This window comes from Actinoallomurus sp. NPDC050550 (assembly GCF_040655075.1).
Taxonomy (GTDB): domain Bacteria; phylum Actinomycetota; class Actinomycetes; order Streptosporangiales; family Streptosporangiaceae; genus Actinoallomurus.
In genome coordinates, this window is the sequence record NZ_JBFAJC010000010.1 from 148,702 (window position 1) to 163,986 (window position 15,285).

Annotated in this window: 15 protein-coding genes; 3 read left to right on the forward strand and 12 right to left on the reverse strand. The window is 71.8% G+C overall.

What is annotated here, in order from left to right:
- Positions 1 to 49 precede the first annotated feature (49 nt).
- The 3 genes from AB0I04_RS16635 to AB0I04_RS16645 all read right to left on the reverse strand — a co-directional run bounded on the left by AB0I04_RS16635 (position 50) and on the right by AB0I04_RS16645 (position 3,431).
- Positions 50 to 841 carry a type III pantothenate kinase gene (locus AB0I04_RS16635; RefSeq protein WP_360884982.1) on the reverse strand — a complete coding sequence of 264 codons (792 nt, stop codon included), beginning with the start codon at positions 839 to 841 and terminating at the stop codon, positions 50 to 52.
- Complete coding sequence (gene nadC, locus AB0I04_RS16640; RefSeq protein ID WP_360884985.1) at positions 841 to 1,737, reverse strand: carboxylating nicotinate-nucleotide diphosphorylase; 897 nt, start codon at positions 1,735 to 1,737, stop codon at positions 841 to 843. The genes AB0I04_RS16635 and nadC overlap by 1 nt, the downstream gene beginning before the upstream one ends.
- A gap of 65 nt (positions 1,738 to 1,802) precedes the next feature.
- Positions 1,803 to 3,431, reverse strand: a complete 1,629-nt coding sequence (locus AB0I04_RS16645; protein ID WP_360884988.1) for an L-aspartate oxidase — start codon at positions 3,429 to 3,431, stop codon at positions 1,803 to 1,805.
- 180 nt (positions 3,432 to 3,611) lie between these two features.
- On the opposite strand from AB0I04_RS16645, the gene AB0I04_RS16650 reads away from it, so the two are divergent.
- Positions 3,612 to 4,268, forward strand: coding sequence for a response regulator transcription factor (locus AB0I04_RS16650; protein ID WP_360884991.1), 657 nt, complete (start codon positions 3,612 to 3,614; stop codon positions 4,266 to 4,268).
- A 56-nt stretch (positions 4,269 to 4,324) separates the two neighbouring features.
- The gene (locus AB0I04_RS16655) at positions 4,325 to 5,221 is read left to right on the forward strand and encodes an LLM class flavin-dependent oxidoreductase (protein WP_360884993.1); all 897 of its coding nucleotides are present in this window, start codon (positions 4,325 to 4,327) and stop codon (positions 5,219 to 5,221) included.
- A 13-nt stretch (positions 5,222 to 5,234) separates the two neighbouring features.
- Here AB0I04_RS16655 and AB0I04_RS16660 read toward each other — a convergent pair whose 3' ends face one another.
- Entirely contained in the window at positions 5,235 to 5,831 is a 597-nt protein-coding gene (locus AB0I04_RS16660; protein WP_360884995.1) for a TetR family transcriptional regulator, read from the reverse strand.
- A gap of 89 nt (positions 5,832 to 5,920) precedes the next feature.
- Between AB0I04_RS16660 and AB0I04_RS16665 the strand changes: the two genes are divergently transcribed.
- On the forward strand, positions 5,921 to 6,865 hold the full coding sequence (locus AB0I04_RS16665; protein ID WP_360884997.1) for a nuclear transport factor 2 family protein: 945 nt from the start codon (positions 5,921 to 5,923) through the stop codon (positions 6,863 to 6,865).
- A gap of 16 nt (positions 6,866 to 6,881) precedes the next feature.
- Here AB0I04_RS16665 and panD read toward each other — a convergent pair whose 3' ends face one another.
- The 8 genes from panD to AB0I04_RS16705 form a co-directional block, all read right to left on the reverse strand.
- On the reverse strand, positions 6,882 to 7,307 hold the full coding sequence (gene panD / locus AB0I04_RS16670) for an aspartate 1-decarboxylase (RefSeq protein WP_360885001.1): 426 nt from the start codon (positions 7,305 to 7,307) through the stop codon (positions 6,882 to 6,884).
- Positions 7,308 to 7,432: 125 nt separating this feature from the next.
- On the reverse strand, positions 7,433 to 8,302 hold the full coding sequence (panC, locus tag AB0I04_RS16675; RefSeq protein ID WP_360885003.1) for a pantoate--beta-alanine ligase: 870 nt from the start codon (positions 8,300 to 8,302) through the stop codon (positions 7,433 to 7,435).
- Complete coding sequence (locus tag AB0I04_RS16680) at positions 8,299 to 9,216, reverse strand: DUF2520 domain-containing protein (RefSeq protein ID WP_360885005.1); 918 nt, start codon at positions 9,214 to 9,216, stop codon at positions 8,299 to 8,301. The genes panC and AB0I04_RS16680 overlap by 4 nt, the downstream gene beginning before the upstream one ends.
- Positions 9,217 to 9,404: 188 nt before the next feature.
- The gene (locus AB0I04_RS16685) at positions 9,405 to 9,728 is read right to left on the reverse strand and encodes a chaplin (protein ID WP_360885007.1); all 324 of its coding nucleotides are present in this window, start codon (positions 9,726 to 9,728) and stop codon (positions 9,405 to 9,407) included.
- A gap of 164 nt (positions 9,729 to 9,892) precedes the next feature.
- Positions 9,893 to 12,403 (reverse strand): FtsX-like permease family protein, encoded by a 2,511-nt coding sequence (locus AB0I04_RS16690; RefSeq protein WP_360885010.1) that lies wholly within the window; start codon positions 12,401 to 12,403, stop codon positions 9,893 to 9,895.
- Between the two features lies 1 nt (position 12,404).
- Positions 12,405 to 13,151: an ABC transporter ATP-binding protein gene (locus AB0I04_RS16695; RefSeq protein WP_360885013.1), complete on the reverse strand. Its 747-nt coding sequence runs from the start codon at positions 13,149 to 13,151 to the stop codon at positions 12,405 to 12,407.
- 232 nt (positions 13,152 to 13,383) lie between these two features.
- On the reverse strand, positions 13,384 to 14,067 hold the full coding sequence (locus AB0I04_RS16700; RefSeq protein WP_360885015.1) for a response regulator transcription factor: 684 nt from the start codon (positions 14,065 to 14,067) through the stop codon (positions 13,384 to 13,386).
- Complete coding sequence (locus AB0I04_RS16705; RefSeq protein ID WP_360885018.1) at positions 14,064 to 15,275, reverse strand: sensor histidine kinase; 1,212 nt, start codon at positions 15,273 to 15,275, stop codon at positions 14,064 to 14,066. The genes AB0I04_RS16700 and AB0I04_RS16705 overlap by 4 nt, the downstream gene beginning before the upstream one ends.
- Between the last annotated feature and the right edge of the window lie 10 nt (positions 15,276 to 15,285).

Sequence of the window (15,285 nt, forward strand, 5' to 3'; positions counted from 1 at the left end):
CGGACCGGCCTCCGGCGCATCCATCTCGGCGTCTCCGCCGGACCGGCGCTCAGGCGGAGACGCCGATGTTGCGCTCGTAGACCAGGCGCAGGCCGATGAGCGTGAGCCACGGCTCGTACACGTCGATGCTGCGGGCCTCGTCGAGGACGAGCGGGGCCAGACCGCCCGTCGCGACGACGGTCACCTGCTCCGGGTCGTCGGCCAGTTCCTCCGACATGCGGCGCACCACGCCGTCGACCTGGCCGGCGAAGCCGTAGATGATGCCCGACTGCAGCGCCTCGACCGTGCTCTTTCCGATGACGCTGCGGGGGCGTACGAGCTCCACCTTGTGCAGTTGTGCGCCGCGGGCGGACAGCGCGTCCACGGAGATCTCGATGCCGGGGGCGATGGCGCCGCCGATGTACTCGCCCTTGGCCGAGACGGCGTCGAACGTCGTCGCGGTGCCGAAGTCGACGACGATCGCGGGGCCGCCGTGCAGGTGGTTCGCGGCCAGCGCGTTGATGATCCGGTCGGAGCCGACCTCTTTGGGGTTGTCCATGCGGATCGGCACGCCGGTCTTGACGCCGGGCTCGACGATGACGGCGGTGACGTCGCCGTAGTAGCGACGGCACATCTCCCGCATCTCGTGCAGGACGGAGGGGACCGTGGAGCACAGGGCGATGCCGCTGATGTCGGTCTCGGCCAGCAGCGGGCTCTGCGCGACGAGGCCCTGCAGGACGACGGCGATCTCGTCGGCGGTGCGCCGCGAATCGGTGTTGATCCGCCAGTGCTCGATGACCTCCTCCCCTTCGAAGAGGCCCAGCACCGTGTGGGTGTTGCCGACGTCGATCGTGAGCAGCATCAGGTCCCCGCTGTCGTGAGGTCAAGGCCGATGTCGAGCGCCTTCGCCGAGTGGGTAAGCGCTCCCACGGCAAGGTAGTCGACTCCGGTCTCGGCCACAGCGCGGGCCCCGTCCAAAGTGAGGCCGCCGCTGGCCTCCAGCTCGGCCCGGCCCGCGGTCAGGCGTACGGCCTCGGTCATCTCGGCGACGCTCATGTTGTCCAGCAGGATGGATCGCGCCCCGGCGGCCAGCGCCTCGCGTACCTGGTCGAGGGTGTCGCATTCGACCTGGACGTGCAGGCCAGGGGCGGTCACGGCGGTGAACGCGGCGGTCACCGACCCGGCGGCCGCCACGTGGTTGTCCTTGATCAGGGCCGCGTCCGCGAGGGACATGCGGTGGTTCACGCCGCCGCCGCGGCGCACGGCGTACTTCTGCAGCGCCCGCAGCCCCGGCAGTGTCTTGCGGGTGTCCCGGACCCGGGCGTCGGTGTGCGCGATCGCGTCCGCCCACTGCCGGGTGAGGGTGGCGACGCCGGACAGGTGGGTGAGGAAGTTCAGCGCGGTGCGCTCGGCGCGCAGCAGCGGCACGAGCGGGCCCTCGACGGTGAGCAGGACGTCTCCGGGGGCGACCCGGGAGCCGTCCTCGACGCGGGTCACGACCTTGAGGTCGCCGCCGGTCTCCAGGAAGTAGTCGACCGCGGTGACCGAGGCGAAGACGAGTTCGGCGACGGGGAGCCCGGCGACGACGCCGGGCTGCCGGGCCACCATGTCGGCGCGGCCCGTCGCGGTGTAGCCGAAGATCGGCTCGCTGGTGACGTCCTTCCCGCCGTCCTCGGCCAGGGCCGTACGGACGAGGCCGTCCACAGCCTGTGGATCGAGTCCGGCGGCGCGCAGTCTCGTCTCCAGCTCGGCGTTCATGCGGCCTCCTTCGTCGGAGGAGTGACCGTGGCGTGCTGTGCTCTCGATTCGCTCGCTCCGCTCGCTCATGACAGCTCCTGGGGGTCGTAGCTCGTGGTGAGGGTTCCGTCGTCGGCGAGGGTCGACACCAGGTGACCCCGCCAGGTCTCGTCGGCGTCGGGGAAGTCCTCCCGCCAGTGGCTGCCCCGAGTCTCCTCCCGGCGCCGTGCCGCCGCCACGATCAGGGAGGCGACGGTGTGCAGGTTGGTCGCCTCCCACGCCTCCGTACACGGCTTGTCGGTCGTCCGGCCCGAGAGGGCGGCAAGCTGGTCGGCGGCCCGCTCCAGACCTGGACCGTTCCGCAGCACGCCCGCGTCCGCCGTCATGATGCGCTGCACCTCGGCGTGCACGCTCGGGTCGAGCAACCGCGCCTCCGGGAGGTCGCCGCGCGCCGCCGCCACGGGGGCTTCGCCGGCGAGGTCGCCGGGCAGCACCTCGGCGATCCGCTGCCCGTAGACCAGACCCTCGAGGAGGGAGTTGGACGCGAGCCGGTTCGCGCCGTGCACGCCGGTGCAGGCCACCTCGCCGCAGGCGTACAGGCCCGGGACGGTGGTACGGCCCCACAGGTCCGTCCGGACGCCGCCGCTGGAGAAGTGGGCGGAGGGACGGACCGGGATCGGCTCGGTCACCGGGTCGATGCCGTGCTCCTCGCACACCGCGAGGATCGTCGGGAAACGCGTCGCCCAGATGCGGGGCCCGAGGTTCCGGCCGTCGAGGAACGCGCACGGGTCGCCGGTCTCCCGCATCATCGTCATGATCCCCTTGGCGACGACGTCACGCGGGGCGAGGTCGGCCAGGGGATGCCGCCCGACCATGAACCGGTCCCCCCGCTCGTCGATGAGGAACGCGCCCTCGCCCCGGACGGCCTCGGAGATCAGCGGCTGCCGGCCCTTCGCACCCGGTCCCAGCCACAGCGGGGTGGGATGGAACTGCACGAACTCCAGGTCCGCGACGGCGGCGCCGGCGCGCAGCGCGAGCGCGACTCCGTCGCCGGTGGACACCTCCGGGTTGGTGGTGGCCTGGAAGACCTGGCCGAGCCCGCCGGTCGCGAGGATCACCGCGCGGGCGTGGACCGCTCCAACACCGTCGCGGCGTCCCTCCCCCATGACGTGCAGCGTCACGCCGGCGGCCCGGCCGCCCTCCATCAGCAGGTCGAGCACGAGAGCGTGTTCGATCACCTCGATGCCCTGGTCCTTGGCGGCCGCCAGCAGCGCACGGCTGATCTCCGCGCCGGTGGCGTCCCCGCCCGCGTGGGCGATGCGGCGCTTGAGGTGCCCGCCCTCGCGGGCCAGCGCGATGCCCCCGTCGTCGTTCTGGTCGAACTCGGCGCCGAGCTCCATCAGCCGCCGCACCGCGTCCGGGCCCTCGGTCACGAGCACGCGTACGGCCTCGGGGTCGCACAGGCCGACACCGGCGGTGAGCGTGTCCTGGAGGTGCTCCTCCGGGGAGTCGTCCGGGTGAAGGGCCGCCGCGATGCCTCCCTGCGCCCATCGGGTGGACCCGTCGTCGAGCAGCGCCTTGGTGACGAGCAGCACTCGTCCTGCCGTACGGGCCCGCAGCGCCGTCACGAGTCCGGCGATGCCGGAGCCGATCACGACGATGTCGGCGTCAGTGGTCCAGCCGGGTTCGGGGGCGGTGAGGCGTCGAGGGATCATGAGCCCTCCTCCTGAGGCGAGTTCTCGTCAGATTGACTATAACCGCTCGCCCCCAATGTCCCATTCCTCCGGGTCCGCTATCTCCACCAGGGTGTCGTGCCGCTCAGATCGCGCTCGACGTTGGTGACGCTGGGAGGTGACGGCCGTCCTGCCACTGCCTGGCGGTGTACGCTCGCCGTCGTGATCAGCCGGGTCGTCATCGCCGATGACCAGGATGACGTCCGCAGCGGATTCCGGATGATCCTGAACGCTCAGCCTGACATCCGGGTCGTCGGGGAGGCCGCCGACGGCATCGCCGCCGTCGAACTGTCCCGGCGGGAGCGTCCCGATGTGGTGCTGACCGACATCCGGATGCCCGGCCGGGACGGCCTGGAAGTCACCCGGCTCCTGGCAGGCCCGGACGTACGCGACCCGCTTCCGGTGGTCGTCGTCACCACCTTCGACCTCGACGAGTACGTCCACGCGGCCCTGCGCGCCGGAGCCTGCGGCTTCCTGCGCAAGAGGTCCGGCCCCGCCCTGCTCGTCGAGGGCGTCCGCGCCGCGGCCGAGGGCAACGCCCTCATCAGCCCGGCGATCACCGTACGCCTCCTCGACCACTTCGCGACCCGTCGCCCGCCCGCGCCGGTGACGGAGCCGCGGCTGACCCAGCGCGAGGCGGAGGTTCTACTGCTGATCGCCCGCGGCCGTACCAATGCCGAGATCGCCGCCGAACTGTTCATCACACCCGGCACCGCTAAAACGCACGTCGCGAACCTCCATCGCAAACTCGGCCTCCGCAACCGAGTAGAGATCGCCGCGTGGGCCTCGGAGAACGGCCACGTCACCCCCGGCTCGTAGTCCCATTCCCCGCAGGGAATTGTGGACGCCCTACGGCGGCCGTGAACATCGTCGGCATGGACATCGGTGTGCTGCTGCCGACCGGAAGCGCCCAGTGGGGCCCGGACGGCGCCCCCCGCGACCTCGTCGCCTTCGGCGTCCACGCCGAGCGCTCGGGGTTCTCCTCGCTCTTCGTCAACGACTCCCTGATCAGCCCGCGCATCGAGGCGCTGACCATGCTCGCCGCGCTCGCCCCGGCCACCGAGCGCGTGACGCTGGGGACCGGCGCGCTGCTGCCGTTCCTGCGCCGCCCGATCCAGGCCGCGCAGCAACTGGCGTCGATCGACCTGCTGTCCGGCGGCCGGCTGACGGTGGCGGTCGGCGCGGGCTTCCCCGGCCGCTTCGGACGGCCCTTCTACACCCTGTCGGAGGTGCCATGGGAACGGCGCTTCGCGCGGCTGGACGAGACCGTGACCCTCTGGCGCGACCTGTGGAACGGAGCGACCTCCTTCCACGGCGAGATCCTCCGATTCGACGACATCCCGCCCGCGACCATGCCCCGCACCGGTACGTCGCCGCGGGAGCGCGCCACCTCGTCATCCGCCTCGGCGCCCTGGACCTGCGCGCCCAGCGAGACCAGCTCGACCGGATCGCCGCCCTGCTCCCCGAGCTACGGGCAAGGGCGGATCAAGGCTGAGCCTCGCGAAATTCGGTGGTGCCCGGGCGCCCAGGGTGCCAGGATGCGCGGCATGGCCGCTCCGGAGGGCTTCGACTACACGATCCGCGCGGACGGCTCAGTGCTCATCGAGCACCGGGGCCGCGCCGCGACGACCGTGCGCGGCGAACGCGCGGCGGCGTTCCTGAGCGAGGTCGAGCTGGGCGACCCGCAGGAGGTCATGGCGCGCTGGACCGGCAACTACCGGCGCGGCAACGAGCGCGCCGCGAAGAACCACCCGCGCAACGCCCATCGCTGAGCGCCGCTGAACGTCACGCCTCGGATCGGCCCTGAGGATCGCGGCCGGGCGTTCCGGTCAGCGCCTCGATGCAGGGGCGCAGCAGTCGCGTGATCTGCTCCGGCGTCGCGTCGCGCAGCGGGCCGAGCCCGATGAGGTTCCGCCCCGTGGACACGCCGAACAGGATGGCCAGGATGAGCGCGGACCGCAGCTCGGCCTCCTCGCCTGGCAGGACGGCGCTCGCCTGCTCGACCTGCCGGGTCATCGCGTCCCGCATCCGCTCGGTCGCCTCGGGGTGGGTGAAGGTCGAGCGGAGGAGCGGCAGCGACGTCTGCGGGAGCTCGCTCAGCTTCACTCCGACGATGGACAACAGCAGCTCGGTGAGCTGCACGGGGTCGTCCGGCAGCTCCTCGTCCGGCGGCACCTCGACGGCACGGCGGAACAGCTCCTTCTTGTCGCCGAAGTACTGCATGACGAGCGCGGGGTCCACGCCGGACCCACCGGCGACCGCCCGGATCGTCGTGCGGTCGTAGCCGACCTCGGCGAATCGCTCGCGGGCGGCGGCGAGGATCCGCGCCTCCGTGCGCCGTCTCCGCTCCGCCCGCGTCATCGGCTGGTTCGCGTCTTCCACGACCTGACTCTACAGGCGTTGACCGGATACTCGATTTCACTCTACGCTCGTTGAGCCTCAACGAACGTTGAGCGAATGGAGGTATTCGCATGCCCACATCCACCGGCCCCCTGCAGGTCTTCGAACGCTTCCGGGACAGAGTCCTCGCGGGCGAATGGGGAGCATGGACCGACCACTCCGACGACATCACGATCGAGCTGCCCTGTGCGCCCCCGGGAAGTCCCCGGCGCTTCCACGGCGGCGCGGAGTTCGCCGCCCACACCGAGGCGAGCCGCGCGGCGATGCCCGTACGGTTCGAGGAGTTCCGCGACGTCGTGGTGCACGAGACCACCGACCCGGAGGTCATCGTCGTGGAGTACACGATGGCCGGCACGGTCACGACCACCGGCCGCTCCGCCTCCGCCCCGTTCGTTCTCGTCCTGCGGGTCCGCGACGGCCGCGTGCTGCTGTGGCGCGAGTATCAGAACGTCCTTGCCATCGCCGAGGCCCTCGGGACGGTGGACGCTCTCCTCGCCGGCGTCGGCGGTCGCCCCGTCCCTCCGGAGCCGGCGAACAGTCCCGCGCCCGCGCCGGGCGCGACGTCCAGGCCGGGCATAGCGTCCGGGCCGGGCACGGAGTCCGGGCCGGGCGCAGCGGTCTACGACCGCATACGGCGGGCGGTGCTCGACGGGTCGCCCGACGACTACGCCGACCTGTACGCGGCGGACGCGGTCCTGAAGTTCCCGTTCACCGCGCCCGGTTTTCCGCGCTCCCTGCACGGTCGGGAGGAGATCCGCGCGCACCTGCGCGCCGCCTTCGGGCGGGCGGTGCGGATCGAGGAGTTCCGCGACGTCGTCGTGCACGAGACCACCGACCCGGACGTGATCGTCGCCGAGCACGCGATCGTCGGGGCGGCGACCGCGAGCGGCCTACCGTGCTCGATCGCGAACCTCCTCGTACTCACGATCCGCGACGGCCACATCGTCCACCAGCGCGACTACCTGGACGTCCTCGGCGCAGCCGTCGCGGCCGGCCGCCTTCCGGCGTCGCGCTGACCGATCTCGGACGGGGTCAGGCGGGGACGTCCTCCACGGCGTCGCCGCGGACGGTCGTCGTGTCCGGGACCGGTTCGGCGGGGTCGGTGCCCAGGTCGATGATGCGGTTGTCGCGGTCGACGTGGACGACGCGCGGCTGGAACGACCGGGCATCCGCGTCGGCCATCGTGCCGTAGCTAATGATGATCACCAGGTCGCCGGGGTGCACCAGGTGCGCGGCGGCGCCGTTGATGCCGATCACGCCGCTGCCGCGCGGGCCGGTGATGACGTAGGTCTCCAGGCGGGCGCCGTTGTCGATGTCGACGATCTGGACCTGCTCGCCGGGCAGCAGGTCCGCCGCCTCCATGAGGTCCTCGTCGATCGTCAGCGAGCCGACGTAGTGCAGGTCGGCCTGCGTCACCGTGGCACGGTGGATCTTCGATTTGAACATCGTGCGGAACATCGCGGCACTCCCGAACCTAGGCTCCCTGCCTGCGCTTTCTGCAAGTCAAGGGCGATTCGCTCACCCTACAAGGCCGTCGGCGGCTCCTCGTTCCGGGCCGCGGCCGACGGGCGGAAGAGGGGGCGTCACTCCGCGGGGCCGAAGTGGAGGGAGACGTTGTCGATCAGGTGGGTGGTGCCGACCCGGCCGGCGACGGCGAGGACGGCAGGACCGGTGTGGGCGTCGTCGACCTCCTGGAACGTCTCCGGGTCGACGAGCACGAGGTAGTCGAGGTCGAACGGCGGGTCGCTCGCGATCGCCCCGTCGAGTACGGTCCGCGCCGCGCGTACGACCTTGGCGGGGCCGTCGTCGACCGCGTCCGCGCCCGCGCGCAGGGCCATGGACAGCGACACGGCGGTGAGGCGCTCGGCCGGGGACAGGTAACGGTTGCGGCTGGAGAGCGCGAGCCCGTCCTCCTCACGCACGGTCGGGGAGCCGACGATGCGGACGGGGACGTTCAGGTCGGCGACCATCCGGCGGATCATCGCGAGCTGCTGGGCGTCCTTCTCACCGAAGACGGCGAAGTCCGGGCGGACGAGGTTGAACAGCTTGAGGACGACGGTGAGCACGCCGTCGAAGTGGCCCGGGCGGCAGGCGCCCTCCACGATCGTGCCCATCTGGCCGGAGTCGACCGTGACCCGGGCGCCGAGCGCGGTGGGCGGGTAGATGACGTCGACCGTGGGCGCGAAGATCAGGTCGACGCCCTCCGCGGCGCACACCTCGATGTCGTCGGGGAGCGTCCGGGGGTACCGGTCGAGGTCCTCGTTCGGCCCGAACTGCAGCGGGTTGACGAAGATGCTCACCGCGACGACGTCGGCGACCTCGCGGGCCCGGTGCAGCAGCGACCGGTGGCCCTCGTGCAACGCTCCCATGGTCGGCACGAGCGCCACGGTCCCGTGCAGGGAGGCCCGGGCGGCGGAGAGTTCCTCACGTGTGCGAGCGATGACGGGTGTCATGGCCGGTTCCCCTCGGTGTCTTCGCCACGGCCGCCCGCGAGGACGTCGAGCAGTCGCTCGGCGTCCTCCGCGCGGAGCAGCCCGGCGGCCAGCGCGCGGTCGGCGGTGAGCCGGGCCAGCGCGACGTACGCGCCCAGTGCCTCGGGCGAGACGCGGGTGAGTTCGGTGACGTGCTCGGCGACCGTGCCGGCGTCGCCGCGGACCACGGGCCCGGTCAGGCCTCGCACGCCGAGCCGTAGGGCGTTGTCGAGCGCGGCGCCGAGCAAGGGCCCGAGCATCCGGCCGGGCTCCTCGACGCCCGCCCGCGTCAGCAGGTCCATCGACTCGGCCACGAGAGTGACGAGGTGGTTCGCGCCGCCGGCGAGCGCCGCGTGGTAGAGCGCGCGCCGCTCCTCGGGGATCCAGACGGGGTCGCCTCCCATCTCGACGACGAGGGCCTCGGCGACGGGGCGCAGCGGCTCGGGCGAGGTCACGCCGAAGCAGATGCCGGCCAGCCGATCGACGTCGTCGGGCCGTCCGGTGAAGGTCATCACCGGGTGGAGGGCGAGCGGGAGAGCGCCGGCGCGCGTGGCGGGGTCGAGGACGCGGACGCCGTACCGGCCGCTCGTGTGCGCCAGCAGCTTGCCCTCGACCTTGACGTCGGTGGCGACCAGCCCCGCGATCAGCGGCGGGAGCGCGTCGTCGGGAACGGCGAGGAGGACCAGGTCGGCGGCGGCGACGACGTCCGGGACGGGACGGAGCGGAACGCCGGGGAGTCGCGCCCGCGCGCGTTCGTGCGAGGCATCGGAGACGCCGGCGGCGGCCACGACCGTGTGGCCGGCAAGGGTGAGTGCGTGGCCGAGGGCCGAGCCGACGCGGCCGACTCCGACCACGCCGACGGCCAGCCGTCCCGGCCGGTCGTGGGACGCGGTCATCCGGCCTCCGTCCGCAGAGGCATGGAGAGGGGTAGTAGCCGACTTCGCTCGGTCATGGTCGTTCCAGTCCTTTACGGGTACCGGACGGTGCCGCCACAGACTACCTTCGGCCGGAATCGACAAAGCGCACCGGCCCGCCCGGTGGCACTGCGGGCGGGCCGGAGCACGCTTGCTCGGGGGTCAGCGGGTCAGGACGACGACCACCCGTTGTGGCGGTGGCACGGCGGCCGGTGCCGACGGTGGCAGGGCGGGCGGTAGTAGGGCGGGCGGTGGTAGTGGCCGCCGCCGACCGAGGCGCCGCCCTTGCAGCCGGCGCCCGCGATGCCGAGGACGGAGACGGCGTTGCCGCACACGTTGATCGGGGCCGTGATCGGCACGATGACCTGGTTTCCGGACAGGACGCCTCCCTCGCCGCTCGTGCCGATGATCCCGGCGTTGGCGGGGGCGGCGAACAGCAGCGCGCCGGTGACGGCCGCTGCGGCCACCCCGGCCGCGGTGAGCTTCTTGAGCACCTGAATTCCTCCCGTACTTCGGTTCACAGCCGCCCCGAAGGGCGGCCGGTACGTACGGTAGTTATCCAGATACTCCTAGGTAATAGTAAGCGGATCTACCTGGGCGTAATCGCATCGTTACAATAAGTGACTGCATTGTCGCCGTCTGTCGACATTGACCGCCTCTACTCGGCGGCCAGCGACTCGACGATCGACGTCCGCGCGGCCCGCCTTCCGGGCATGATCGCCGCGACCACGCCGGCGACGGCCGCCAGGACGAGGAACAGGACGATCCGGCCGATCGGCAGACCGAGCACCGCGTTGTCGATGGCGGCGGAGATCGCGACCCAGCCGAGCGCCGCGCCGAGCACCACGCCGATGAGCGCGCCGATCACCGAGATGATCAGGGCCTCCAGCGACAGCATCCGGCGCAGCCCCCTCCGGGTCAGGCCCAGCGCCCGCAGCAGCGCCGACTCCCGGGTCCGCTCCACCACCGACAGGGTCAGGGTGTTCGCGATGCCGATCAGCGAGATGACGATCGCCAGCGCGAGCAGGGCCGCGACGATCAGGAACACCTGGTCCAGGGCGTCCGACAGCTGATTCTTGATGTCGGCCGCGGAGGCCACCCGCACGATCGGGTAGTCCTTGAGTGCCGTATCGACGGCCGCGCGCGAGGTGGTCGCCGACACCCCCTTCTTCGCGATCAGGAAGACCCGGTCCGGGTCCTTCGAGCCGAACGACCGCGTGAAGTCCGTCTCGTCGAGCAGGATGTCCGGGAGGATGGACTCGCCCGACACGATCGCAACCACGCGCAGCGTCGCGGTGCCCTGGCGGGTCTGCAGGGACACCGTCCCGCCGACCCGCGCGCCGAGCCCGCGCGCCTGGTCCTGGTGCAGCACCACGGCGCCCGGTCGCAGGTCGGCCAGCGAGCCGGAGGCGACCGTCGGCTTGAGATCACGGCCGAGGTAGCGCTGGGTCATCGACCCGACGTCCCCGTCCTGCCCGTTCACCTTGGCGGACGCCGTGTGGACCTCGATGACGGCCGAGAAGTCCGGCTGGGCGCGCAGCCGCGCGACCGCGCCGCCGGGGATCGGCCGGTCCTCGCTCGCCTGCGTGCTCGCCTGCGCGCTCAGCTGGTAGTCGACCGGGTACTGGTGGGTGAGGCTGTGGTCCGCCGTCGACCGTACGGACGCCAGCGCCACCGAGAACATCGTCATCAGCGTGACGCCCACCGTCAGCGCCACCGTGGTGACCGCCGCGCGCTTGGGATTGCGCCGGGAGTTCGCCAGGGCGAGGCGGCCGGGCACCCCGAAGATCCGCGCGGGCAGCCCCCCGACGATCCCGCTCAGCGCCCGTACGAGCAGCGGACTGAGCGCGACGACGCCCAGGAAGACCAGCGCGCCCGCCACCATGACCATGAGGAATGGGCCCTGCCCCGGTTTGGTGGTCAGCGCGAGGGTGGCCACCCCGGTTCCGGCCGCGGTGAGCAGCGCACCGACGATGATGCGGATGATTCCGGCCCGTCCCCGCACCGGCCCCTCCGACTGGGTACGGAGCGCGGCGACCGGCGGCACGCGCGTCGCCGCGCGGGCCGGCATCAGGGCCGACAGCACGGTCACGGCGAGGCCCACCGGGATGCCGACGAGGAACGGGGTGGCCGAGACGACCAGCGAGCCGCCCGCCATGCCGGTCCCGGAGTTGAAGACGAGGGCCGCGCCGTACCCGAGCCCGATTCCGACGATCACGCCGAGGACCGAGGCCAGCAGGCCGACGACCGCCGACTCGATCAGGACGCCCCGGAAGACCTGGCCCCTGGTCGCGCCGACGCAGCGCAGCAGCGCCATCTCCCGCGTCCGCTGGGCGATGAGGATGTTGAAGGTGTTGTAGATGACGAGGGCGGCCACGAACAGCGCGACGAACGCGAAGGCCAGGAAGAACGTCGCGATCTGGTTGACGTCCAGGCCGGATCGGGCGGCGAGCCGCTTGGCGAGCCCGTGGCTCGTCACCGTGATGAACGACGATCCGGCCGCCTGGGCGACGGCGGTGCGCAGTCCCTCCGCGGAGACGCCGGGGGCGGCCTTGACGTCGACCTCGACGTAACCGCGCTCGCCGGTCATCTCGGCGGCGACCGGTTTGGTGAAGCCGACGGCGCCGCGGAAGCCGATCTCCTGGTCGACGCCCACGTCGACCAGTCCGGTCACCGTGAACGTGTGCGGGACGCTCTTCTTGTCCAGCACCCGGATCGTGTCGCCGACGTGGTAGCCCGTGTGCGCGGCCACCGTCTTCTCCAGGACGGCCTCGCCCGGGCCGGCCGGAGCGCGGCCCTTCTCGATCGTGTAGCGGGCCAGTTCCCCGGTGGCCATCGACATGCCCACCGTCGGCGTGTCGCCGTACACCCGGCCGTTCTTGCCGAGGAGCGGGGCGTCGCCGCGTACCTGCCCCTGGGCGTCCTCGACGCCCTGAACGGCGCGGATCGCGCCCAGCGTCGCCTCCGGGACCTTCTTGTCGCCGTCTGCGAGGACGGCCACCGAGACTTTGTCGGCGGAGGCGGTGAACTGCCGGTCGAACCCGGCCTTCATCGTGTCGGTGAGTACGAACGTGCCCGCGACGAAGCCCACGCCGAGCGTGATGGCGAGGGCGGTGAGCATGAGGCGCAGCAGGTGCGAGCGGAGGCCCGCCAGTGTCGTCTTCAGCATCTCAGGACTCCAGCCTCTTCAGCGCGTCCAGGACGCTGTCCGGGGTCGGGCCGTACAGCTCGGAGGTGATCCGCCCGTCCCGCAGGAACACCACGCGGTCGGCGTACGAGGCCGCCACCGGGTCGTGGGTGACCATGACGATCGTCTGCCCCATCTCCCGCACCGAGGAGCGCAGGAACGACAGGACCTCGGCCCCGGACTTGGAATCGAGGTTCCCCGTCGGCTCGTCCGCGAAGATCACCTCGGGCCGGCTGACGAGCGCCCGCGCGCACGCCACGCGCTGCTGCTGGCCGCCGGACAGCTCGCTGGGCCGGTGGCTCAGGCGCGGCCGCAGCCCGACGGTGTCGACGACCTGGTCGAACCATCGGCGGTCCGGGGTACGGCCCGACAGTTCGAGCGGGAGCAGGATGTTCTGCTCGGCGGTCAGCGTGGGCAGCAGGTTGAACGCCTGGAAGATGAAGCCGACCCGGTCGCGGCGGAGCAGCGTGAGCTGCTTGTCCGACAGCCGGGTGACCTCCACGTCGCCGATGCGGATCGTGCCCTGGTTCACGGTGTCCAGGCCCGCCAGGCAGTGCATGAGGGTGGACTTGCCGGACCCGGACGGACCCATGATCGCGGTGAAGGCGCCGCGGGCGAACCCCACGCTCACCCCGTGCAGGGCGCGGACGGCGGCCTCTCCGGAGCCGTACTCCTTGACCACGTTCTCGGCCAGGACGGCGGGTGGTGCGCCTACGACGGTGCTTGTCACGGATGACTCCTCGGTCACGGAAGGATTGCCGTGACCGAAGTTAGATTTCGGGCGCCGATCCGCCATCGGCCCGCAGGAGAGCGTTCGGTCAGCTTTCTCGGTGACATGTCCGCCGGTTGTCAGACCTGGGTCGTACGGCGGCGTCACACCGCAGGGCTGCTCAATCGGAGGTGCCGCGTGGACCAGACCGGTCTCGCCCGGCTCACGCGGCGGGATCGCCCGCCAGGGTCGCTCAGTCGGACGTGCCGCTGTGGACCAGGCCGGTCTCGTACGCGAACACGACCGCCTGGACCCGGTCGCGCAGCTCCAGCTTCATGAGAATCCGCCCGACGTGCGTCTTGACCGTCGCCTCGGAGACGTAGAGACGGCTCGCGATCTCGCCGTTGGACAGGCCCTTGGCGACGAGGTGGAGCACCTCGCGTTCGCGGGCGGTCAGCGTGTCGAGCCTGCCGTCCGGCGCCGGCTCCTCGGCCGGCAGGTGCGGTACGAAGCGGTCGATCAGGCGACGCGTCGTGCTGGGCGCGACGACCGCGTCGCCGCTGCACACGGCGTGGATGGCCTCGATCAGCTGGGTCGGCCCGGCGTCCTTGAGCAGGAACCCGGCCGCCCCGGCCTTCAGCGCCGCGAAGGCGTACTCGTCCAGGTCGAACGTGGTCAGGATGATCACCTTGGGGGCGTCCGGCAGCGCGCAGATCCGCCGGGTCGCCTCGATGCCGTCCATGCGCGGCATGCGCACGTCCATGAGCACCACGTCCGCCGTGGTGTGCCGGAGGACGTGCAGGGCCTGCTCGCCGTCGCCGGCCTCACCGGCGACCTCCAGGTCCTGCTGCGCGTCGAGCACCATGCGGAATCCCGCGCGCACGAGCTCCTGGTCGTCGACGAGCATCACCCGGATCGGCGTCGCCTCGTCCGTCATGCCGCACTCGTTTCCGCTCGTCGGGGCTCGGTCACCGGCAGGTGGGCGAAGACCTCGTATCCGCCGCCGGTCCGCGGCCCGGTGCGCACCGACCCTCCGTACAGGGCGGCCCGCTCGCTCATACCGACCAGACCGTGCCCCCGCCCGTCGGAGGGGGCGGCGGCGCCCCGGCCGTCGTCACGGATGCGGATCTCCACCGAGTCATCACCGTAGTGGAGGTTCACCTCCGCCGTGGCCGCGGGTCCGGCGTGCTTGCGGGTGTTCGTCAGCGCCTCCTGCACGATCCGGTAGACCGTCAGCTGCAGCGCGGTGGGCAGCTCCGCGGGCACCCCCTCGACCGTGAGGTCGACCGGTAGCCCCGCCGAGCGGATCTGGCCGACCAGCTCGGTCAGCTGCTCGACGCCGGGCTGCGGCGCGTACGGGCCGGCGTCGTCGTTCTCGCGGAGCACGCCGAGCATGCGCCGCATCTCGGTGAGCGCCTGCCGCCCGGTCGTCCCGATCGTCTCCATCGCCCGTCTCGCGCGGGCCGGGTCGATGTCCACCATGTACGACGCACCGTCGGCCTGGACCACCATGACGCTGACGCTGTGCGCGATCACGTCGTGCATCTCCCGGGCGATCCGCGCCCGCTCACCCGCCGCCGCGACCTGCATGTGCGCGTCCCGTTCGCGTTCCAGACGCTTCGCGCGCTCCTCCAGCTCGGCGGTGTACTTGCGCCGCGTGCTGACGTAGAGCCCCCACACCCAGATCGCCCCGACGAAGATCGTGAAGGGGAGCAGCGTGCTCCACTTGTCGCCGGCGTTCTGATCCACCCACCAGCGCCACACGGCGAGCACCGCGCCGAGCTCGACGACGGCGGCCGCCGCGATCGACCAGACGAACGCGTATTCGGCCGCGATCAGGTACAGCATGACGAACAGGTTGAGGTCCACCGGTGCGACCTGGAGGTCGAGCAGCCACTGCACGAACGCGCCGCAGGCGACGAACGCGAACACCGCACGCGGCCACCGGCGGCGCCAGATCATCGGGACGCACATGGCCGCGACGAGGGCCAGGTAGACGTACCAGGCGATGGGTCGCTGGCCGAAGATGCGCGGGTGGGTGAACGTCTCGAGGACGCTCAGCGAGATGCCGATGATCGGCAACGCCCACAGCAGGTCGACGAGCCGGGGATGCCGCCGAAGCCAGCGGAAAAGACGCGCGAACACCGAAACAGCG